This is a genomic window from Lacrimispora xylanolytica, assembly GCF_026723765.1.
In the GTDB taxonomy this organism is placed as follows: Bacteria; Bacillota; Clostridia; order Lachnospirales; family Lachnospiraceae; genus Lacrimispora; species Lacrimispora xylanolytica.
Genome location: NZ_CP113524.1, coordinates 3,331,410 through 3,353,777 on the forward strand (window position 1 = coordinate 3,331,410; position 22,368 = coordinate 3,353,777).

At 42.8% G+C, this 22,368-nt stretch carries 20 protein-coding genes; 3 read left to right on the forward strand and 17 right to left on the reverse strand.

Features of this window, described 5'->3' with window-relative positions; translation table 11 throughout:
- Positions 1 to 227 precede the first annotated feature (227 nt).
- On the forward strand, positions 228 to 1,631 hold the full coding sequence (locus OW255_RS15550; RefSeq protein ID WP_268114591.1) for an AAA family ATPase: 1,404 nt from the start codon (positions 228 to 230) through the stop codon (positions 1,629 to 1,631).
- On the forward strand, positions 1,615 to 2,310 hold the full coding sequence (locus tag OW255_RS15555; RefSeq protein ID WP_268114592.1) for a hypothetical protein: 696 nt from the start codon (positions 1,615 to 1,617) through the stop codon (positions 2,308 to 2,310). Before OW255_RS15550 ends, OW255_RS15555 begins: the two co-directional genes overlap by 17 nt.
- On the opposite strand, the gene OW255_RS15560 is transcribed toward OW255_RS15555, so the two are convergent.
- From OW255_RS15560 to OW255_RS15610, 11 genes are all read right to left on the reverse strand, one after another.
- Entirely contained in the window at positions 2,292 to 3,926 is a 1,635-nt protein-coding gene (locus OW255_RS15560; RefSeq protein ID WP_268114593.1) for an amidohydrolase, read from the reverse strand. The two genes, OW255_RS15555 and OW255_RS15560, sit on opposite strands and share 19 nt — an antisense overlap.
- Positions 3,927 to 4,221: 295 nt before the next feature.
- A complete protein-coding gene (tnpA, locus tag OW255_RS15565) occupies positions 4,222 to 4,695 on the reverse strand; it encodes an IS200/IS605 family transposase (protein ID WP_268114594.1) in 474 nt (157 codons plus the stop codon).
- Positions 4,696 to 4,881: 186 nt separating this feature from the next.
- Positions 4,882 to 7,020, reverse strand: coding sequence for a polyribonucleotide nucleotidyltransferase (locus OW255_RS15570; RefSeq protein ID WP_024838568.1), 2,139 nt, complete (start codon positions 7,018 to 7,020; stop codon positions 4,882 to 4,884).
- A gap of 202 nt (positions 7,021 to 7,222) precedes the next feature.
- The gene (gene rpsO, locus OW255_RS15575; RefSeq protein WP_024838569.1) at positions 7,223 to 7,489 is read right to left on the reverse strand and encodes a 30S ribosomal protein S15; all 267 of its coding nucleotides are present in this window, start codon (positions 7,487 to 7,489) and stop codon (positions 7,223 to 7,225) included.
- A 145-nt stretch (positions 7,490 to 7,634) separates the two neighbouring features.
- Entirely contained in the window at positions 7,635 to 7,892 is a 258-nt protein-coding gene (locus OW255_RS15580; RefSeq protein ID WP_268114595.1) for a hypothetical protein, read from the reverse strand.
- Between the two features lie 98 nt (positions 7,893 to 7,990).
- Positions 7,991 to 9,316 (reverse strand): amidohydrolase, encoded by a 1,326-nt coding sequence (locus OW255_RS15585; protein ID WP_268114596.1) that lies wholly within the window; start codon positions 9,314 to 9,316, stop codon positions 7,991 to 7,993.
- Positions 9,317 to 9,334: 18 nt separating this feature from the next.
- Positions 9,335 to 11,035, reverse strand: coding sequence for an adenine deaminase C-terminal domain-containing protein (locus tag OW255_RS15590; RefSeq protein ID WP_268114597.1), 1,701 nt, complete (start codon positions 11,033 to 11,035; stop codon positions 9,335 to 9,337).
- Positions 11,036 to 11,050: 15 nt separating this feature from the next.
- Complete coding sequence (locus tag OW255_RS15595; RefSeq protein ID WP_024838573.1) at positions 11,051 to 12,103, reverse strand: ABC transporter substrate-binding protein; 1,053 nt, start codon at positions 12,101 to 12,103, stop codon at positions 11,051 to 11,053.
- 46 nt (positions 12,104 to 12,149) lie between these two features.
- A complete protein-coding gene (locus tag OW255_RS15600; RefSeq protein ID WP_268114598.1) occupies positions 12,150 to 13,187 on the reverse strand; it encodes an ABC transporter ATP-binding protein in 1,038 nt (345 codons plus the stop codon).
- Between the two features lie 10 nt (positions 13,188 to 13,197).
- Positions 13,198 to 13,980 carry an ABC transporter permease gene (locus tag OW255_RS15605; protein WP_024838575.1) on the reverse strand — a complete coding sequence of 261 codons (783 nt, stop codon included), beginning with the start codon at positions 13,978 to 13,980 and terminating at the stop codon, positions 13,198 to 13,200.
- On the reverse strand, positions 13,973 to 14,806 hold the full coding sequence (locus OW255_RS15610) for an ABC transporter permease (protein ID WP_024838576.1): 834 nt from the start codon (positions 14,804 to 14,806) through the stop codon (positions 13,973 to 13,975). Before OW255_RS15610 ends, OW255_RS15605 begins: the two co-directional genes overlap by 8 nt.
- A gap of 191 nt (positions 14,807 to 14,997) precedes the next feature.
- On the opposite strand from OW255_RS15610, the gene OW255_RS15615 reads away from it, so the two are divergent.
- Positions 14,998 to 15,942, forward strand: coding sequence for a LysR family transcriptional regulator (locus tag OW255_RS15615; protein ID WP_024838577.1), 945 nt, complete (start codon positions 14,998 to 15,000; stop codon positions 15,940 to 15,942).
- A 96-nt stretch (positions 15,943 to 16,038) separates the two neighbouring features.
- Here OW255_RS15615 and OW255_RS15620 read toward each other — a convergent pair whose 3' ends face one another.
- The 6 genes from OW255_RS15620 to larB form a co-directional block, all read right to left on the reverse strand.
- Complete coding sequence (locus tag OW255_RS15620; RefSeq protein ID WP_026892923.1) at positions 16,039 to 16,242, reverse strand: hypothetical protein; 204 nt, start codon at positions 16,240 to 16,242, stop codon at positions 16,039 to 16,041.
- Positions 16,243 to 16,326: 84 nt separating this feature from the next.
- Positions 16,327 to 18,423, reverse strand: a complete 2,097-nt coding sequence (locus tag OW255_RS15625) for a BglG family transcription antiterminator (protein ID WP_268114599.1) — start codon at positions 18,421 to 18,423, stop codon at positions 16,327 to 16,329.
- A gap of 339 nt (positions 18,424 to 18,762) precedes the next feature.
- The gene (locus tag OW255_RS15630) at positions 18,763 to 19,245 is read right to left on the reverse strand and encodes a hypothetical protein (protein ID WP_024838580.1); all 483 of its coding nucleotides are present in this window, start codon (positions 19,243 to 19,245) and stop codon (positions 18,763 to 18,765) included.
- Between the two features lie 25 nt (positions 19,246 to 19,270).
- Positions 19,271 to 20,113: a DUF4886 domain-containing protein gene (locus tag OW255_RS15635; protein WP_024838581.1), complete on the reverse strand. Its 843-nt coding sequence runs from the start codon at positions 20,111 to 20,113 to the stop codon at positions 19,271 to 19,273.
- Positions 20,114 to 20,316: 203 nt separating this feature from the next.
- Positions 20,317 to 21,573 carry a nickel pincer cofactor biosynthesis protein LarC gene (gene larC / locus OW255_RS15640; RefSeq protein ID WP_268114600.1) on the reverse strand — a complete coding sequence of 419 codons (1,257 nt, stop codon included), beginning with the start codon at positions 21,571 to 21,573 and terminating at the stop codon, positions 20,317 to 20,319.
- Between the two features lies 1 nt (position 21,574).
- Positions 21,575 to 22,318 (reverse strand): nickel pincer cofactor biosynthesis protein LarB, encoded by a 744-nt coding sequence (gene larB / locus OW255_RS15645; RefSeq protein ID WP_024838583.1) that lies wholly within the window; start codon positions 22,316 to 22,318, stop codon positions 21,575 to 21,577.
- Positions 22,319 to 22,368: the final 50 nt, after the last annotated feature.

Consider the following 22,368-nt stretch of genomic DNA (forward strand, 5'->3'; position numbering starts at 1 on the left):
TAAGGACATTATACGTTGAAATAATTCATTTGTCAATATGGTTTTCCTGACATAATTTTCCTGGTTTGAAAAGATAAAATTAATGTACAAGAACCAAAGAATAAAAACATAATTAAGGTCAATAATACTTAAATCGGTATAAAATATTCCGATTTTCCATTTTATTCTTGTCAAAGGATTAAAATGTGCTACTATAGAATTAATTATATGGAAAGGAAACCAGGCGTATGAATGATACCTCCGTCCGAATTAGTAAAATAGAAATATCGGGATTTAAAAATACACAGTATGGGCAGATTGAGTTGCCCTCTGCCATTGAAAAGAACTTCTTCTCCTCATCAGCTGACATACTGGGAATCTATGGTCAGAACGGCTCCGGGAAAACCGCTGTAATCGAGGCCATGGCTCTCCTACAGATACTCCTTACGGGAAAATCTCTTCCCAAAGAAACCGGTCATTATATTTCAGAGGACATGAATTCTTTAAAAATCAGTGTAACCTTTATGATTCAGACTCCTGATAAGGCCTCTTTGGCTGAATATTCTGTCATTCTAGGAAAATTACCAGAAGGGGAGATTGAGATTTCAAAGGAAACATTGACCGCTTCCCTATGGACCGGGGAGAAATTTGAAAACAGGAAGAATTTAATTGACTACTCCTCTTCCTCTAAGGGTCCCGTTTTTACCCCAAAATACCGCTTTGACCAGTTGGTACGGTGCAATGAAGAAAACAAAATCAACTTAAACGTAGCCAAACGACTGGCTCAGAAAAATATGGTCTCTTTTCTCTTTGGAAGTGAGGGAAGAACTATATTTCTTTCTGCTCCTCATGAGATTTCAGAAGAATACGCCTACATCATCAGAGCGCTGTACCAGTATGCCAGCTATAACCTGTTTGTCATCACCAGCGCCCATTCCGGTTCCATCAGCATGAATTTCATGCTCCCCTTTGCATTCCGGCTTCAGGTAGGAAAAAAGGTGGAAAAGGGCGAGCTTCCCATACGCCTTGACGGCCCTTCCATCATCACCAAAGAACAATACCGAATTGTAAACCAGATCATAGAGGATATGAATGCCGTCATTTCAGCAATGATTCCCGGACTCTCCATCGCCATTCACAACTTTGGGGAGCAGCTGCGGGAAAATGGCTCAGAGGGCTATAAGATTGAACTGATTTCAAAACGGGATGATATTATTATTCCTTTAAAATACGAGTCCGAAGGAATTATTAAGATTATATCGGTGTTAAATGTCCTGATGTGCATCTATAACCACCCTTCCATGTGCCTGATTATCGATGAACTGGATGCCGGTATTTATGAATACCTTCTTGGAGAGCTGCTTTCCGTCATGGAAAAGGGAGCCAAGGGGCAGCTGATCTTTACCTCCCACAACCTGCGTGCTCTGGAAATGCTCCATAGAAAAAGCATTGTATTTTCCACCACCAACCCTTGTAACCGCTACATCCGTCTCCAGAACGTGAAAAACAGCAATAATCTGAGAGATCTTTATTTGAGAAGCATCACCTTAGGCGGACAGCGGGAAGCCGTTTACGCAGAAACAGATACCGTGGAGATTGGGCGGGCCTTTCGAAGAGCCGGAAAGGGGGCTTTCCATGATATCCAAAAGTAAAAAAGTCCTCCTCTTCATTGCAGAAGGGCCTACGGATGAAGACACCCTAAGCCCTGTTTTAAAGAAAATATTTCATAATGAAGAGGTACGCTTTCATATTGTCCATGGTGATATGACCAGCAACTGGGCCGTCTCTGTGAATAATGCAGTAAAGACCGTATATCAGCATGTGGAAACAGAGAGAAAGCGGTATGGTTACCAGAGAAATGATATTTTAAAGGTCATTCATCTGGTGGATATTGACGGGGCATTTATTCCCCCTGACAAAATCATGTATCAAAAGGTTAGAGACATTCAATACTTTGACGACCGGGTAGAAGCCTCGAACCCCAAACGGGTCCAGGAGCGAAATGAGAGGAAATCACAGATTTTAAATAAGCTGTCTGAAACCGGTAAAGTAGGAACCCTCCCATACCGTGTATATTATTTCTCCCGAAACCTAGAGCACGTGTTTCATGACAGAAATGGTAATCTTTCCGATGAAGAGAAGGTGAACTTTGCAGATTCCTTTGCAGACCATTACCTTACGGATCCGAAAGGGTTTATATCCTTTTTATCAAACAGTGATTTTACGGTGCCAGGGGATTATAACGATACCTGGACATTCATTGGAAAAGGCTTAAATTCCCTTCATCGCCACAGCAACTTTCACTTATTATTTCAGTCCATGGTATTGTAAACGCATATGCCATTTAAAAAGGTCTGGCAAACAGAAACGTTTGATATTCGTTCCGAATGGCATTTGCGGATATCCTCAGATAGTACAGTAAAATCTGCTGCCATTCCAGGCAGGAGCGTTCCTTTTTCTTCTTCCTCAAAGCTGGCTTTTGCTCCCATGGCTGTAAAGGTATGAAGAGCTTCTTCCACTGTAAGGGACTGTTCCGGTAAAAAGGTCTTTCTTCCATCTAATGTAGTTCTTGTGACCGCGCACTGAATGCCTGCCAGCACATCTCCATGCTCCACCGGAGCATCAGAGCCATTGGATACCGTAACGCCCATATCCAATAAGGTCTTAAATGCATAGGTGCTGGCAGCCCGTTCCCTTCCTACACGACTCTCAACAATATGATTATCATGATCCATAAATATGGTCTGCACATAGGCATGGAGATTCCACTCCTTTAAGGTTTTAATCAGCTCTGGCGTGGTTATTTGGCAATGAACGATTCCATGGCGCATGGGATTGTCCTTCTTTCCTTTAAGTGCCTTTATAATGGACTTTGTGGTCATTTTCATGGCCTTGTCTCCAATGGTATGAACAGCCACCTGCATTCCATGAGAGGCTCCGTAGCTTATCCTTTGATCTAACTCCTCTTGACTGTAGATAGAGATACCGCAGTTATCAGGGTGTTCTATATCATCAGCATATGGAGTTTCTAACGAGGCTGTTCTTGCTCCAAGGGAGCCATCTTCAATTATCTTTAAAGGGCCTATGGTGAAAAACTCACTGCCTTTTCCGGTCCTATATCCACTGCCTAAAAAATCATCCAACTCTTTTTGATCTAGCAGGAGGCACTGTTCATATACCTTTACGGTCAGCCGTCCCTCTTTCTCCAGTTCCTCATAGGCTTCTATCACCGTCTTATATGAAAGTCCGGGAAAGGCACCAAAATCGTCACTTTGTACAGAAGTGATTCCATAAGAATTTAACCGTTTCATTGCCCGCAGCATATAAGCCTTCACAACCTCTTTATCTGGCGGCGGTACCTTTGTGCTGACCAGATTGATTGCATACTCACGAAGAATACCAGTAGGCTCTCCCGCCTCATCTCTATCAATGGAACCTCTTTCCGGGTTCTTGGTTCCTTTTCTGATACCAGCTGCTAAAAGGGCCGCGGTATTGGCACACGCGATGTGTCCGCAGGAGCGGTAAATGAGTATGGGCCGGTCCTTGGACACCAGATCCAGATCCTGGCGGGTGGGCAGCCGTTTATCACCAATAAATTGCTCCTGGTTCCAGCCTCTTAAAACGATCCATTCTCCTGAACTTTTCTCAATTTCCTGTTGAACGCCATATAATACCTCAACGATTTCCTCTACGGAGGAGGTATGCCTCGAAAGGTCAGGACAGCTTAATACATAACCGTACAGAAGAAGGTGCAAGTGGGAATCAATAAAACCAGGGACCAGGAAAGCCCCTTTCATATCATGCCATACCGTTTCTGTTTCCTGAGCCCATCTTTTAGCTTTTGAAAGGTCGCCAACAAAAGCCACTCTTCCACCCTCAACTCCCATCGCTTCTGCATCCATGCCCTTTTTTACAAATATGACACCATTATAATAGATATCCATCATCTCTATCCTCACCAAAATTATAGGAAAAATCTTGTTTGTCAGACGCCAGCTCTTCTGGCTATTTCTGTTAGTAACAATTTTATTCCAGTCAATACCACCGGCTTAGCCGGTGGCTTGCTCACCCCCTATAAGGGGTTTGTTTCCTGCTTACGCCCGGAAGGCGCTCCGAAAGTCTGCCTACTGCACCACATTCTCAGCTGCCCTTAAAAGGGCTTAATCGGAGCTGCCTTTTTCCGGCGCAGCCCCAAAAGGGGCTTGCTGTTTTGCTTTGATTTCCAACTGACTCTTAAGAGTCTTATTTCTTGTTTTTCTTCACCGGCTCACCCGTAAACGGGTCTATATACTCTACTAGTGACATCTGATCGTATTCTAAATCTTCTTTTATCTGGTTTTGTATGTATTCCTTAATCGCAGCTGTATTCTTTCCTACTGTATCGACGTAATATCCACGGCACCAGAAATGCCGATTTCCGTACTTATATTTTAAATTCGCATGTTTTTCAAATATCATTAGCGAACTCTTTCCTTTTAAGTATCCCATTATTTCTGATACTGAGTATTTTGGTGGAATTCGGATTAACATATGTACATGATCTGGCATACATTGCGCTTCCATTATCTCGATTCCTTTTCTCCGGCATAAACTTCCTAAAATTTGACCAACATCTGCCTTTATATCTTTGTAGATTACTTGCCTTCTATATTTTGGTGCAAAGACTATATGGTACTTGCATTCCAATTTAGTATGGGCTAAACTATTAATGTCCATTATGGATCTCCTGTGCTTTTATTTGTGGTTTGCAGACCTACATTTATTTTAGCACAGGAGTAACTTATATCTAAAGATCAGCCCTCCCCCTGCATAGCAGGGGGTTTCTTTTTTACTGTCACACAAAAAAAGCAGCAGACAAAGCCTGTAAGGTCTGTCTGCTGCCTGTCATACGGCTAAGCCGTTTTATTCGTTTTCTTTTACTTCTTTCTCTTCTTTGGCTTCTTCTGCCTTTGCAGTCATATCGCTTGGCTTCATGCTTAAGTTGATTCTTCCCATCTTATCAACCTCAACTACCTTAACGGTAACTACATCGCCGATATTAACCACATCTTCTACCTTGGCAACTCTCTTCTCAGACAGCTTGGAAATGTGAATCATACCATCTTTATTCGGTGCAAGCTCTACGAAAGCACCAAAGTTCATGATTCTCACTACCTTACCTGTCATGATCTGACCAGCCTCGATTTCAGTTACGATGCTCTTAATGATCTGAATGGCACGGTCAATCATATCCTGATCGGTTCCACATACAGAAACGCTGCCGTCATCAGAGATGTCGATTTTAACGCCAGTCTCTTCAATGATCTTATTGATAACCTTACCCTGCTTACCAACAACATCACCGATCTTCTGAGGATCAATGGAGATCTGGTCAATCTTAGGAGCATACTTACCAACTTCTTTTCTTGGCTCGCTGATGGCCTTTGCCATTACTTCGTCAAGAATATAAAGTCTTGCTTCTCTTGTGGTGCGGATTGCCTCTTCGATGATTGGTCTTGTTAAACCGTGAATCTTGATATCCATCTGAATGGCTGTGATTCCCTTATGAGTACCGCCTACCTTAAAGTCCATATCGCCAAAGAAGTCTTCCAGTCCCTGGATATCTGTAAGAACGATGTAATCGTCATCAGAATCTCCAGTAACCAGACCACAGGAAATACCTGCAACGGCTGACTTGATCGGAACACCTGCTGCCATTAATGCCATAGAGGAAGAACAGATGCTGGCCTGAGAGGTGGAACCGTTGGATTCCATGGTCTCAGAAACGGTACGGATTGCATATGGGAACTCTACTTCTGAAGGAAGTACAGGAACCAATGCTTTTTCAGCTAATGCACCATGACCGATTTCACGACGTCCCGGACCTCTGGAAGGTCTTGTCTCACCTACAGAGAAGGAAGGGAAATTGTAGTGGTGCATATATCTCTTAGAGGTCTCCATATTATCGATGCCGTCTAATCTCTGGCTTTCAGATAATGGAGCAAGAGTACAAATATTTAAAATCTGAGTTTGACCACGGGTGAACATAGCAGAACCGTGAACTCTTGGAAGCATATCTACTTCAGCTGCCAGATGGCGGATTTGATCCATAGCACGGCCGTCAGGACGCTTGTGATCCTTTAAGATCATCTTACGAACGGTCTTTTTCTGGTACTGATAAATTGCCTCTCCCAGTACAGAAAGCCACTCTTCATTATCTGCAAATGCTTCCTGAAGCTTTGCGGTAATGTTCTTGATGTTCTCTTCTCTTACCTGCTTTTCATCGGTGAAAACAGCAACTTCCATCTCTGCAGGAGGAACTACTTCACGAATGGCAGCAAATAATTCATCTGGAACTGCACAGCTTGTATAGGTGTGTTTTGGTTTTCCGCACTCTGCTACAATGGTATCAATAAACTTAATGATTTCCTTGTTTACTTCGTGAGCTTTAAAGATAGCTTCGATCATTAAATCTTCCGCAACTTCATTGGCTCCTGCTTCAATCATAATGACTTTGTCTCTTACAGAGGCTACGGTAAGAGCCATGTCAGACGCCTGCTTCTGAGCCTGAGTCGGATTGATGACGAACTCGCCGTCAACAAGACCTACCTGAGTGGTCGCGCAAGGACCGTCAAAAGGAATATCAGAAATAGAAGTAGCAATGGCAGAACCTAACATAGCGGTAAGCTCTGGGCTGCAATCCTGATCAACGGACATTACGATGTTATCTAACGTAACGTCGTTACGGTAATCTTTTGGGAATAAAGGTCTCATGGGACGGTCGATAACACGTGATGTCAGAACCGAATTCTCAGAGGCTTTTCCCTCTCTTTTGTTAAAGCCGCCTGGAATCTTACCTACGGCATACAGTTTTTCTTCATATTCTACGCTCAGAGGGAAGAAATCAATTCCATCCCTTGGCTTGTCGGAAGCAGTTGCGGTAGCCAATACTACGGTATCTCCGTAATGCATGAATGCCGCTCCATTTGCCTGCTTCGCTACTCTGCCGACTTCAACGGTTAATGTTCTGCCGGCCAGTTCCATACTAAAACTCTTGTACATATTGGATCTCCTTTAAAAATTTATAAATTTATATTAATTGCAGAAGATGCCGAAACTACTGATCTACACGTAAGCCATTCTAACGGGTCAATTATTCAAATATTACGCGCACATCAGCGGTCTCGGGGGAAACTTCTGCCTTTAACTATCTTTTCATATATAGACAGATAGGGTGGAGAAGTTCTCCACCCTAAATGGTCTATTATTTTCTGATTCCTAATCTTTCGATTAAAGCACGATAGCCCTCTAAGTCTGTCTTCTTTAAGTAATCAAGAAGACCTCTTCTCTGTCCAACCATCATCAGAAGACCTCTTCTGGAGTGATGATCTTTTGGGTTCTTCTGAAGGTGATCTGTTAATTCTGTAATTCTCTCTGTGAGAATTGCAATCTGTACTTCAGGTGAACCTGTGTCGCCAGGCTTTCTGCCAAATTCTGCGATAATTGCTGTTTTCTTTTCCTTTGAAATCATGTTGATTTCCTCCTTTATTGAATGATTCTTACCGTATACCAAGCAACGGCTGGAGTGGCCAAAATACCGGGTATCGGCGCAAATTTTTACCTATACAGTTTACCACAGGGATATAGGCTTGTCAACATTTCTGCCCCTGTGAAAATTAAATCTTTGATAAAAGGAACCGGGCCTTTTCTTCCTCTTCTTTGGAAGTGTACAGCATATAGATGGTTTCTTCTCTCCCGGCTCTAAATAACAGACTTCTCTCATTTGGAAAATTCCTCATGAATGAAGTGAGATTACGGCTGAATGCATTGGTTTTATAAAGAATCCCATGCTCCCTCAGACAATTCTCTGCTTTATACATGGTTTCCAATTTTACGCCAGAGTAAACCAAAAACCATTTCTTTTTAAAAATCATGGCACAACCCTCCTGTTAAATAACACCGGAGCCTGATCGGCTTTTATGTACCATTTCATCATACTCTCTGGGTGGGGAAAATGCAATCCTTATCTCCCTTATTCCGTTTTACCCATGTGTTTTTGAAAGTCTGTGCCTTTCATTTTCTGAAACAGTTGGTTTCTTAAGCCGTCCAAATCGGTTTTTACCAGCTTTTTATCCTTAACAAGACATTCTCCTGCTACGAATACGGCTTCCACATTGGAGGGGTTTGCACTGTAGACAAGGGCGGAATATGGGTCATAGACAGGGAACATATTGGCTGACTGGGTTTCTATTAATACCAGATCCGCCTGTTTTCCAGGCTCCAAAGAACCGGTCACCAAATGGAGTCCCATGGCTCTTGCTCCCTCAATGGTAGCCAGGGAGACAATGATCTCTGCTGGAAATGCACTTCTGTCCTTTGTTTCATTTTTATGAAAATCAGCACAAAGCTTCATCTGGGTTAAGATATCCAGGGTGTTTCCGCTGGCAGGACCGTCCGTTCCAAGTCCAACCGGAATGTTTCTTTTTAACATTTCGGTTACAGGAGCCACACCCTTTGCGGCCTTTGTATTAGAGCCGATGCAGTGAGCTACCCTGGCTCCCCTTTCTTTAAAAAGGTCTAAGTCTTTCCCTGTCATATGAATGCAATGAGCGGCCAGAGTATCCTTTCCAAGAACTCCAATGCTGTCTAAATACTCTGCCGGTGTCATGGAGTATTCTTTTTCAAAAAAATCCATCTCATAGTCCATCTCCGCCGTATGAAGGGTAAATGGAACCTCATAAGAGGAATCAATGGAATAAGCAGCCTTTAAAACCTCACTGGAGCAGGTACTGGTACCGTGAGGCGCAATACAGGCTGAGATTCTGGGGTGGGAGTGATATTTTTTAATCAGCCGCTCTCCATAGGAAATCGCCTCATAAGGGTCGGAAAAATCACACGCCCCCTCATCCATCACCGTCTGACCGGCAATGCCTCTGATTCCCATCTCATCCATGGCCCTTGCTGCCTCTTCTTCATAGTAGTACATATCTAAAACAGAAGTCACACCAGAAAGAAGCATCTCACCTGCGGCGTATCGGGTGGATAAATAGACCATTTCCTCGTCCATGGCCTTATTTTCCATGGGAATTAAAAATACCCGAAGGCGGTCCTTACAGTCATCCCCAAGTCCCCTGAATGGAATCATCCCCATATGAGTATGGAGATTGACCATTCCAGGCATGAGTATTCCTTGCTTTCCATCTATTTGACTGGCACCTGCCAGGATTTCCTCTGTCAGCTCTTTCATTGGTCCAGCTGCTATTATCGTATCATGTTCAAACAATAGGTAACCGGGACTAAAAATCTCTCTTGCCTCATTCATGGTTACCACTATTACATTTTTAATTACAGTTCTCACACTTATCAACCTTTTCCCTTAGGCCGGATTATAGCGTTCCACCAAAGGGACCTTCCTTTTCGTCCTTACATCAAACAACCCCTTATCACTCAGCTTTAATTCCGGCGATACCAAAAGAGTCAGGGTGGAAATGGACATTATCACATTGCTGTTTTCATATCCCATAGCTTCGATTTCACATCTGACCGCGGATAAGGCTTCCGAAAGAGCCGAAAGACCGCCGTCCCATAAAATACCACCTACAGGAAGAGAGGCTGACGACGTTACCTTTCCATCTCTTGCAGTTACATATCCCCCCTGCATATGAACCACCTGGTTCTGTGCAAGCACCATATCCTTGACCGAATTGCCTAAAACCAGCAGATTATGGCTGTCATGGCTCCAAGTGGTGGCAACCGCACCCGGTCGTTTAAATCCGCTTTCCACCAGCCCGTAGGCCACATCACCAGTCTTTCCATACCGCTCATAAACTGCAGCCAGACAAAGACCTGCTTCCCGCCAGCGAAGAGAACCGCCCTTAACCGGAATCTCCCGTTTTACATGGCATATCCTGGTGCCAAAGCTTTGAATCTGCATTACATTGACGATTGCTGTGCCTTCTGAAATCTCACAATGATTTAACTTAAAATCAGAAGCAAGGGCCAGACGGCATTTCACGGACTGATAAAAATGATCCGGGAATTGTGGCTTTTTAACCGTAGTTTCTTTCCTATGCTCTTTTCCGTTCTTATAGACACGTTCCGGATTAAAGTCAACCAGGTTGTCATAGACAGCAAAGTCTGCCAGCTTTCCAGGAGCAATCATTCCCCGGTCATGAAGTCCCATTCTTCTTGCCGGAGTAAAGGTCCCGCAGTAGATCGCCTTCTCTGCCGGCATACCGCATTCCACCGCAAGCTTTAAAATCAGGTTTAAATGACCCTTTGCCAGATGATCCGGCATGGTATCGTCAGTTACAAGAGCTACATTTTCATAAAGATTATGTGCAACCACCGTTTCTACCACTTCTTTTGTCAGGGATTTTTTCTGTAATTCCAGAAACATGCCCATGTCTGTTTTTTCAAGAACGGATTCCGGTGTCTGCTGGGTATGATCTGCATCCACGCCACTTCCAATAAACGCTGCCAGCTCCTCTTTTGTGAGAGCCGGGCAATGGCCCTCGATACGAAGTCCTCTGCCCTCTTTTTTACAAAGAGCCACGATTCGTTTAATCAGAGTATCTTCCTCAGAAAGGAGATCCGTTTCATTCATTACCTCACCAAGACACAAGACACGGTCATCTTTAATCAGTTCCATGACCTCAGCCTCTCCGATGGTTCCACCGGAGGTTTCAAGCTCCGGGCTTGTGGAGGGTACACAGGAGGGAATGCCGTAAAAGATATCCAGTTTTGTTTCCTGAGAAAGAAAGCTTTTGATGCCTTCCAAACCGAATACATTGGCGATTTCATGGGGGTCCGCTACTACTGCAGTGACTCCAAAAGGCAGCACTGCCGCTGAAAATTCACCGGGATAGGTCATAGAGCTTTCGATATGCATGTGGATATCAATAAGCCCTGGAATGATATATTTACCGCTTGCATCCACTTCGGAGTCTGCCTCATAACAGGAAGCAGGGGAAATGTCGTAAAACCTTTCCCCCACTACTGCAATGTCCGCCTGTTCAAAACATTGCCTGTATGTCCGGTAGACCCATCCATTACGGATTAATAAGTCAACCTTCATATTTTTTCACTGTCCTTAATTATTAATGATACGGTTCCACTGGTCAATCCAGTCACTTAAAACCGGATTTACGAAGGAATAGTCAAGAACTTTTGCATTTTCTGCAACTTCACCGTAAGTCATGTTTTTCGCATTTTCTTCTGCAACGGTTACCTGGTTATTGGTAGGAGCTTCGTTTAATGCCTTTGTTGTCTTCTCCTGTAATTCCTTGCTTAAACGGTAATTAATGTATGCATAAGCAAGTTCTTTATCCTTGCAGTTTTTGGTAATGCTTATGGTGTTAAAGTTTGCATAGGTCACTTCTGGTGTTACGAATACCAGATTTGGATTTGCCTTCTGAATGGTAGGTACTCCGAAATCGCCTACAATCGCAGCTTTGATTTCTCCTGAAGTAAACATATTGATTAAGTCAGAGGATTTTGCATAAGTCTTAACCAGATTTGGTTTTAATTCCTCTAATGCCTCAAATGCAGCTTTTCCGTTGTCGCTTTTAATGTCTACATTTTTATAATCACTTGCCATATAGACCATAGCAGGTCCAAAGGTAGTTGTAATATCAGGTATGGCAATGCTTCCTTCTAATTCTGCTTTCCATAAATCATCAAAGCTCTTAATCTCGAATCCAACGGCTTCGGGATCGTACATGATTCCGATGCTGTTGATGGTGTAAGCAACACCCTGGCCAGCCTCTGCCATGGTTTTTGCTGTACCGATCAGATTTTTGCTGTTTTCAATCTTAGATAAATCAAGAGGCTCAAAAAGACCTTCTTCGATCCCCTTTGCTGTCATAGCCTGAGACAGCTCGATGACATCAATGGTGCTCTCCGCATTAGCAGAAAGCTTTGTATAACGCTCATTGGTGCTTCCTGTCTCAGTCACGATCTTGCAGTTAAACTGATCCTCAAAAGGCTTATATACTTCTTCTGCAGAAATATCTTCGCTTAACCCATAAGTAGATAAAACCAGTTTCTTTTCTTCTGTGCTCTTGTTTTCTCCCTTTGGAGCAGCGCCTGCGCAGCCGGTCAATGCCATGGCAGCACATAAGGATAATGCTAATACTTTTTTCATAATTTTGTTCCTCTCTCTTTTATCATTCTTCGGCATGATGCCGCTGTTACCTGTTTACTAAAATCAGCTTTGTCTCTGGAAGATAAAGACGGACGGTGCTTCCCTCTTCATAGGCTTCATCTGCCGGGCGGCTTACCAGGAACTTGCCTGCCTCTGTTTCCACCTCGTACTGATAGCTTTTTCCAAGGAACGTTCTGACCCCAATGGTGCCTGTCAGAATATTTTCAGTCTGGCCTTCCTTAGCGACCCGGATATCCTCCGGACGTATGGTTCCAAGAACGGAAGCATCTCCATTCCCACCTTCTACGGTAAATACTGCGCCAGCCTCTGATTTATATACATCTCCCTGCTTATTTAAAGGAAGGAAATTTTCAAATCCAATGAATCTGGCTACAAATTCTGTTTTTGGTCTGTGATAGATGGTTTCAGGTGTATCAAACTGCTCGATCACTCCCTGGTTCATAACCGCCACTTTATCAGAGATGGAAAAGCATTCTTCCTGGTCGTGAGTTACGAACAATGTGGTAATGCCTAGCTGTTTCTGGATTCTCTTGATTTCCACACGCATATTGATACGCAGCTTCGCGTCCAGATTGCTTAATGGCTCATCCAGTAAAAGCAGCTTTGGTTCAATGACAAGGGCTCTTGCAAGTGCTACCCTTTGTCTTTGTCCGCCGGACATCTGCTGAGGAAATCGGTCTTTTAAATCCGTAAGGCCGCATACCTCAAGAATATTTATTACTTTTTTGTCGATTTCGGACTTTGAAAGCTTTCTCATCTTAAGACCAAAGGCTACATTGTCATAGACACTTAAATGAGGGAACAGGGCGTAGCTCTGGAACACGATACCAAAGTTTCTCTTATGAACGGGAACCTTTGTTAAATCGTCTCCGTCCAGAGTAAATACACCGTTTTCCGGTTCTATAAATCCGGCAACCACGCGAAGTGTGGTGGTCTTGCCGCAGCCACTGGGACCTAAAAGAGAAACCAGCTCTCCCTCTTTTACTTCCAGATCAAGGCCCTTTAAAATCTGTTTCTTCTTATCATAACGGACATCAATGTCCTGTAATGTCATAAATGCCATGGTTTTCCTCCTATTTTGCCAATGCTGCAACGCCAAGTGTTTTATCAACGATTACCATGAGAAGTACGGTGACTGCCATTAAAATAACGGAAACAGCTGACACGGTAGGGTCATAATTGTATTCAATGTAGTTCATAAGGGTCGCCGGAAAGGTAGAAACTCCTGGACCTGAAAGAAACATGGAAACCGGAATGTTGTTAAATGAGTTGATAAAGGCCAGCATAAAAGCAGCCGAAATTCCAGACGTTATATTTGGCAGAACTACCCTAAAAAAAGCACCGGTTTTTGTGCAGCCCAAGCTCCAGGCCGCCTCTTCCACAGAAAAATCAAATTGATCCAGACTGGAACCAACCACTCGGATTACGTATGGAAGTGTCACCATAAAGTGTCCGGCTAAAAGTCCTACAAAGACTGGAATCCGTAAGGTCAGTACAAGGAACTGGTAAAGAACAAAACCGATTACGATTCCTGGAACAATGGTTGGGGATAAAAACACAGATTTTAAAAATCCTTTTCCCTTCATTCCAGACCTTGCCAGTGCATAAGCCGCAGGAATGCCCACCAAAAGAGCGATTAAGGTGGCAAGCAGGGCTATTTGAAGACTGGTGAGAAAGGAAATCCGAAAGGATTTTAAGGCGAACACATTAACAAACCATTTGACAGAAAAGGATTTAATAGGGAACGTAATGGCGCTGCCTTCACCAAATGCGGTAACCGTAATAATGATAAGCGGTGCGATCATGAATACAAATACCAGCAGTGCAAATGCAGTCAGAAGTCTATTTTTACGCATGGTCTCCTCCTCTTTGGTCCAGTCTTTTCGCCAGAGCATTAAAGCCCTTTATCACGGCCAGGGTCACCACGATCATGATTAAGGAAATCACGGCAGCTCCATTCCAGTCTCCCACACTCATCGCTCTCTGATAGATGAAAGTGGCAAGGACCATATTTTTATTTCCTCCTAAAAGCTGTGGAGTGGTATAAGCGGTCAAGGTTCCTGTAAATACTAAAATTCCGCCTACAATGATGCCTGGAAGGCTCATAGGGAAAATGACCTTCATAAACGCTTTCAACCGGTCGGCTCCAAGACTAAGAGCTGCCTCCATCATATCGTCTCCGATGTTTTCCATCACACCGGCAACGGTTACGATCATGAGGGGGAGAAATAAGTATACAGAACCGATGATGATGGCAAAATCCGTATATAAAAGCTTTACAGGCTTTTCCACAAGTCCGGCTGTCATCAGGAACTTGTTTACAATTCCATTGCTTCCTAATATATTAATCCAGGCAAAGCTGCGGATTACGGAATTGGTCATCATGGGGAAAATAGAAACAGAAAGAAGAATTCCTCTCCATTTTTTATCACACCGGCTGATAAAATAAGCAGTCGGAACCCCTGCTGCCATGCATATGGCAGTGGTGATCACAGCGACCTTTACAGTTCGTATAAAGATTTTTAAGTAATACCCATCCTTAAAAAAGTCTGCGTAGGCGCTAAATAAATAATCTCCGGTATAAAATGTGGGCACCAGAACTCTTAAAAGCGGTAGAAACAGACAAATTGCCAGGATCACTAGTCCCGGCACCACCATGATAAATGCACTACTCTTCTTCATCTTTACCTCTCCATGCGTTGAAAAACGTAATTCATTGGTTTTTCTTATAATTATTTATAAGTTTTATTAATTTATCTCTATACATTTATTATAATTTATGATATACTCTACGTCAAATACATATAATCTATATTTTCTATGCAGTAAAGCTATAGTATGCAAACTGTTTGGATCAAAAGGGGACACTCACTATGGAACTAAAAGAAGCAAGATATATTCTGGCCATTGCAAGAGAAAAAAATATCAGTAAAGCGGCTGAAACACTTTTCATCTCCCAGCCTTCCCTGAGTAAGTATTTAAAAAACCTGGAGCAGCAGCTTGGAACCCGTCTTTTTGACCGGATTGGAAGCAGCTATCATCCTACCTACCTTGGAGAGCGCTATATTCACTATGCGGAAAAGATCATGGATTACGGAATGGAATGGGATATTGAATTTGATGATATTATGCACCAGAACCACGGCCGGCTAAACATTGCCATCCCAATCATGCTGGGAAACAGCCTGATCGGACCCACTCTTTTACAGTTCCACAAGCAGTATCCTCATGTCACCGTCAACATGATGGAAGAAGTAAACTTTGTAGCGGAACACACACTGACAGACCATACCGTGGATTTGACCTTTTATAATGTCCATGAATTTCCCACAGATCTTGATTACGAAATCATTGGAAAGGAAGAATTGGTGCTGGTTCTTTCTGCCGGGAATCCGCTGGTTTCCCTGGCTGAAAAAAAAGAAGGCTTCGGGTATCCCTGGATTGATTTAAGTCATCTATCAAGGGAACCCTTTATCCTTCTCTATCCTGACCAGAATACCGGAGGTCTGGCCTTAAAATTATTTAAAGATTATGATATGGAGCCAGAGATCCTTTTGCACACCAGAAACAGTGAAATGTCCATCTGTCTTGCCATGGAAGGCCTTGGCGCAGCATTTGCACCGGAAAGCTATTACCACTATCTGAAAAAACGGGAACCTCAGGAATCTGTCTGCCTCTCCATTGGAAGAGAGCGAATGGATAATACTTTGATAGCCGCCTATCAAAAGAACCGGTATCTGCCCAAATATGCAAAAGCATACCTTGAAATACTGAAGACTTATTATAGGAAAGCTCATTATGGAGCTTCCTCAACATGAGTTTATGGCAAATTATATACAGGATTTAGAAAACACAAAATACGCCTTGATATGGATGTTCATCCAATCAAGACGTATTTTAACTTAAGTCCTTACTTAAGCCTGCCTTGCTAAAAGCTGCCTTGCAAGCTCTGCCGGTGATAACCCGTTTTTCTCTGCTGTCTCTACAAATCTTCGGAGCTCTTCCCGCTCCTTCGCTACCATCAACTGTTTTTTTCTCTCCTGTAAATCAGTGATCTTTGTATCAATTTCTTTGATCTGTTCTTCCAGACTTATTTTACATAGTTCCTTAAGCATCATCTTTACCCTTCATAATAAGTATTTATATTACTTGAGGCCAATATCAAGATATAGCCCATTAACTCTAATTTCCTGACTGGCCCGCTATATGATCAGCTGGTGCAGCTCTTCTACCGTATCTGCCTTCATAAATTTATCATAAGCTGCCCCATCAGAAAATAAGGATGACAGCTCTTTCAGTGCATTCAGATGACTATTCCCATCTGTACTCGCCAGTACAAAAAACAGATTGGCATATTTTTCTTCCGTAAAATAAACCTTTTCTTTTACCTTCAGCAACGACATGGACATCCATCGGACACCAGCTTCCGGTCTGGCGTGGGGAAGCGCAATTCCAGGAGACAGTATTATAAAGGGACCCCCGCTTTCTACTGATAATATCATAGCTTTTGTATAAGCAGGTTCAATACTTCCGTCTTCCTCCAAAGGTTTTGCTGCCAGATAAATCGCTTCTCTCCAGTCCTTCACTGAATCTCTGACTGTGATTCTGCGTTCCGTCAGCAATTCCTTTAATATCTGGCTTTTTTCTATTCCATATTTAATTCTGACCCTATTTGACTTAATATATTCCTCTATTTTACCCCTCAGATGGATACTGTCCTCAAAACAGACTACTTCATTTGAAATATCTGTAAAATCTGTGAGAAATCGTGACAGCTGCTCATCCTCGGAAAATTTATGCTCTGTCAGTCTTTTAATTCGTTCTTTGTCACATTCGGTCAAAAACGTGTTTACCACTACTACTGGAATCCCATGCAATTCAATTGGTATGGTGGATACAATCATATCCATATATTCCGTAAACCTGGTCAAATCCTGAAACAGGGATGCTGTCAGGACTCTTGCCCCTGGCAAAAGATTTTGTAACTGTCCCTGAAGCAGAATGCTGGAATCGGAATTTCCCGCATATACCACCAAAATGCGGGGAGTTCGAACTGTGACATGTCTTACCTTGTATAATCCTCCCAGAAAATTAACACTGAGGAGAATACAGTCACTTTCTGTCATTGAATCTTTGAGTTCATCAATTTCTTCCATTGCTAATTGTGTCATTCCAACGATATGAATGTAATGTTTTTTTACTTCCAGACCTAAGGCATTACAGATCCGAAATCCATACTTTTTCCTTAAAAAAATGCATTTTAAGCTAAGGGCCACGCTTTTTAATAATTCGTTCTTATTCTCAAAAAACATCCCAATGAGAGTTTCAAATTTTTGCATGATCCTGTCTGCATAAATGATTAATTTTTCTTCCTTCATGTGTATCGAGGTAATATCTTCCCCCGTCTCTCCCAAGACACAAACAAGCATCCTGGCCAGACATTCTGCCATCCCATTTCTGACCGCATCCAAAAATGGCTTTCCAAATGAGGAGGCCTCGAGCTGTAAAACAGTGTCCACCACATTTGACTGATAAAGAATGCTGCGTATCCGGCAATTATAAGCACACATTCGGTGATAATTAGGTATCATATCCTGAGAGATCATATGACCAAGACGTATTCTTCTTGTGACCAGGGTGCAGGAAGCACAAAAAATGTAAAGAGCTTCACGATTGAGAGAAAGGTTAAATTGTTTCGATGCGTGAATGAGCATTTGGCCAATGTTTTCGATATCCTTTGCTGGAAATTCAAATAAGGACATAGCCATCTCATAATTTTTAGGAAACAATTCAGAAAAAATCTTTGAGACCACCCATAAGCAGAGCCGGTAAATATCATACTCTTCTCCAGTCAGGGAATAGCCATGATTACCAGCTGTGTATCCAAGGTTGAATTTATCCAGCAGACGATTGACTCCGGCAAGATCCAAAATACAGGTATTTCTGCTGATGCGGAACCGCTCCATAATTTCATGAGTGGAAACAAATTTTTCTCGGATAAGCAGTACGATGATATAGATTCTTCGTTCTCTTGGAGAGTAGTCAAATTCCTCATAATTGGATGTTGACAGTAGTTTTTTTAATTTTTCTTTTGAATCTCCTTTCCTTATGTAGAGTTCTCTCCGCTGATGTAAGGAATCCTCCCCCAAATGATTCTCAATCAACCAGATCTGGCAATTTTGTATAAGAAGATATGCTGCGCTTTTTGATATATTCAAATATTGCATTACCTCGTGCACACCAATGGGCGTATCACTATTTTTTGAGGCCTCAAGAACAATCCCCATTTGATAATTCAAACGCATATTTTTCCTCTCTAAGGTCCAAGTCCAAATAAGGTCATGGATGCTATTGTACATTACATCTACAATAATGTTATATTCAAAACTATGGTTCGTCAATATTATTCCATTAATTTGTTCTTTTAACTCAAAATATGTATTTTACTATATATTACTCTGTTTTTTTTAGATTTTTTTATATATTTTGCTCAATTTATGTTTTTATTTACGTCAAATTGTCCTCAGATGTTGAATTTTCAGGAATTCAGATATAAAAATCCTGAAAGATCCACATACGTTCTATGCTGTCCTTTCAGGATTTTATTTTCCCTCATATTAGCGGTTTAAAAATGAATCTTATCGAGAGAGATTAAAAGTCAGGAACAGGAACAGGATCTGGAGAATCAATGCAACGGCTGCCAGTCCAATACATATTGGCTTTGGATTATCTCGTTTCGGTGATACAGACTGTGTAATCAGCAGAATACCGAAAATAACACCGATTAACAATCCAATCAATCCCCCTGTTGCCATTCCAGACAGAAGCAAAGCTCCTGATAAGATATTAATCCAGGAGGGAACGGTCTTAAACGGGACATAGGGCTTTTGGGAATTCATGTATATCCCATCCACTGCAAGATCAACTTTGTTGCCAATGGCCGTAAGATGAAGGGTCTTACCATCCACCTCAAACGCTTCATCAAAGAGCCGCATGAACCAGTTAGTATTCTGCACGATGGTTCCAACACCATCTACGGTTCGCTTTCCTTTTATAAAGCCAGGTGTATATATAATCTCATGTTGATTCCCATCAATCGTAACGTTCCATTTGTTCTTCACAATTTAACCTCCAAATATTTAGTTCTTAATTCATTCCTGCCGCTATCTTCTGCAACTTTAATGCGGTAGAGCCATCAAGCTCTTCCGGATAGCTAAGTCCCTCCGGAGATTGTTCATACAGAACCTTATATAAGGTGCATGCTGCCAGATAAGTCCCGGCAATGGACGGATGGGTTCCGTCTGCATCCCATAGTTCAATTTCTGGATTGGTTTTTGCACACCTCATAAATGCGATTCCAGCTGGTGCCAGGAGCGCGTTCCGCTCTTTTGAAATATTTAAATAATTCTCTGCCATCAAGGTCTGCATCTCTTCTCTGGTATTCCCAACTTCACTGCCAAGCAGATTACGGGATACTCCATCCTTATAGGCCCAGGTCATTAGAAATACAGACTGTCCGCCGCCAGCTCGGATCTTATTATCAAGAGCCCTTGCCGCCGGAAACATAACCTCCTGCCCAAAGGCAGAAATTCCGCTCTGTTCCTGCATCACTACATAATCCCAGGTATAATTTTCAATGGCATTCAGTGCCTCGGCACCTAACTCATCCGTCTCATCTGCAAAATACTCCAGGCGATAGCTTCCTTCCGTCAGCTCATAAATTTCAGGAACAAATCCACCGCTTAAGCTCAGCCTTTCAAAAACCGTGGGAAGGTCATTGACATAGGTCATGCTGTTTCCAAGAAATAAAATAATGGGTTTCGTCTTAACCTCAGACGGCTTCTTTAAATTCAAATCCTGGTCAAAATTCATGACATTAACCTTTAAGCTGCTGGCACAACTGGAGATAAAGAAGAAAATCCCGGCAAAAACTACGCCGACAAGAATTATAATTCCTATCCCAGCTTTTATCCATACTGATTTTTTCATACTTACACCCCAAAAATAAAATCATTTATATAGTTATCGACCGAATGCTCCGAAATTATAGTTAAAATCGACAAAATTTTATTTTTTAACATTTTTTAACCACTTTTTTAGCCAAAAAGGCAAAATACAGCAGCGGCTCCATTGGATTAATGGTTATCTGGAACCGCCGCGGCCGTAAATCTTTATTAAATTTATGCTCCCATTTAAAGAATTTCAGTAGTATGACGGATTGTGTCGTATACGGTCTGGAAATCCATACCAGTCTGTTTGCATATACTTCTCACGCTTTCATACTCGGGATAACAAAAGGTCCTTTCCTTCCAGAAGCAAACCTTAACCTCTGCCTCTCCCCACTCTGTCTTTATGAGCTTCTTTTCCCGACCAAGAATCGTTCTCTCTACCTGGTATCTCCTGACTCCGATGGTCGTTGTCTGAAGAAACATAAGCTCTTCCATTGTCATTAAGTCCTTTTGTTTGCAAAGAACTGAAATCATATAGGCAGGTCGGTTCTTCTTCATATAGATGGGTGTATTCCAGACATCTGCCGCTCCTGCTTCCAGTAAAGTTTCCATGGCATATCCTAACATCTCACCGCTGCAATCGTCAATATTCGCTTCCAGTACCCACATGGTTTCTTCCGGCTCTTCTTCCCGAAGAACTTCAAGAATCATTGCCCGAAGGACATTGGCATGCTTAAAATCCTTTTTCCCCGCTCCCATTCCAGTTTTAAGGATGCGAAAGGTTTCTGGCAGATTCGTTCTGGTGTTAAGTGCGGCTGCAATGGCAGCGCCGGTAGGTGTCACCATCTCACCCATGGTGTCTGTAAACCGAAGCTTAAGTCCATACTGGGATGCTATATTCACTGTGGCCGGAACCGGAACCGGGATGACACCATGCTGGCAGCGTACATTACCAAACCCTTCCGAAAGAGGAGAGACCACCACCTCTGTCACGCCCAGATTATCGATACAAACAGCCGCACTTATGATATCAACAATGGAATCTATGGCTCCTACCTCATGAAAATGAACCTGGCTTATTGGAAGCGCATGAGCCTTTGACTCCGCTTCTGCCACGATTTCAAACATGCGCTTTGCCATGTTTTTTACATGATCGCCGGCTTCCAGCCGGTCGATGATCTCATAGATGTCTTGGAGATTGCGGTGGGGATGGCTGTGGCTATGTCCTACATCATGGCTATGTCCTGCATCATGACTATGTTCTGCATCATGACTATGACCGCTCATGTTGTCATGCTCATCCTCCAGATGAACCTGAAAATCAAATGCATCAATCCCGCACTTTTTTGCCCGTCCAAAATGCAGATGATATCCGTTTACATTCAGGCTGTCCAAAGCTTTTATAAGTACCTCACGGTCAGCGCCAAGGTCTAAAAGTGCTCCTACGGTCATATCTCCGCTAATACCTGAATTACATTCCAAGTAAAGTATTTTTTTCATATTATTTCTCCGCAATTCGATTGATTTGTGTCGCAATGTATCCGGCTCCGTAACCGTTGTCAATGTTGACAACGGAAATTCCGTTTGCACAGGAATTGAGCATGGTTAAGAGGGCGGATAGTCCGTGGAAGCTGGCTCCGTAGCCTACAGAGGTTGGTACTGCCACCACCGGACACTCTGAGAGGCCTGCGATTACCGTACCTAAAGCTCCCTCCATACCAGCAACTGCAATAATACAATTGGCTTTTATCAGCCGTTCCCTCTGGGATAAGAGCCTGTGGATGCCGGCAACCCCTACGTCATAGACCCGGTCCACATGACAGCCGAAATACTCTGCCGTCTGTGCCGCTTCCTCTGCCACGGGAATGTCAGCCGTCCCGCCTGTGCAGACGGCGATACAGCCTTTCTTATCCTTATCAGGTTTTTCCGCTTTCAAGATTCTGGAAATAGGATCATAGGTGATCTGAGGAAGGGCCGCTTTTACCAGTTCATACTGTTCTTTCGTTGCCCTGGTTCCAAAGACCTCTCCGTCCCGCCCGTATAAGCGTTTATAGATTTCTACCAGATAAGAGTCCGGTTTTCCCTGGCAGAATATGGTCTCCCCAAAACCGGAACGCAGTTTCCTGTGATGATCAAGCTTCGCATATCCAAGTTCTTCATAGGGAAGATTCTTTAACAGCTGTTCTGCCGTATCCATATCCATTTCTCCAGACTTAACCTGCAAAAGCATTTCTCTAACGTCCATAAATCCCAACCTTTCCCCGATAAAAAAGGTACCAGAAATTATCATGCTTT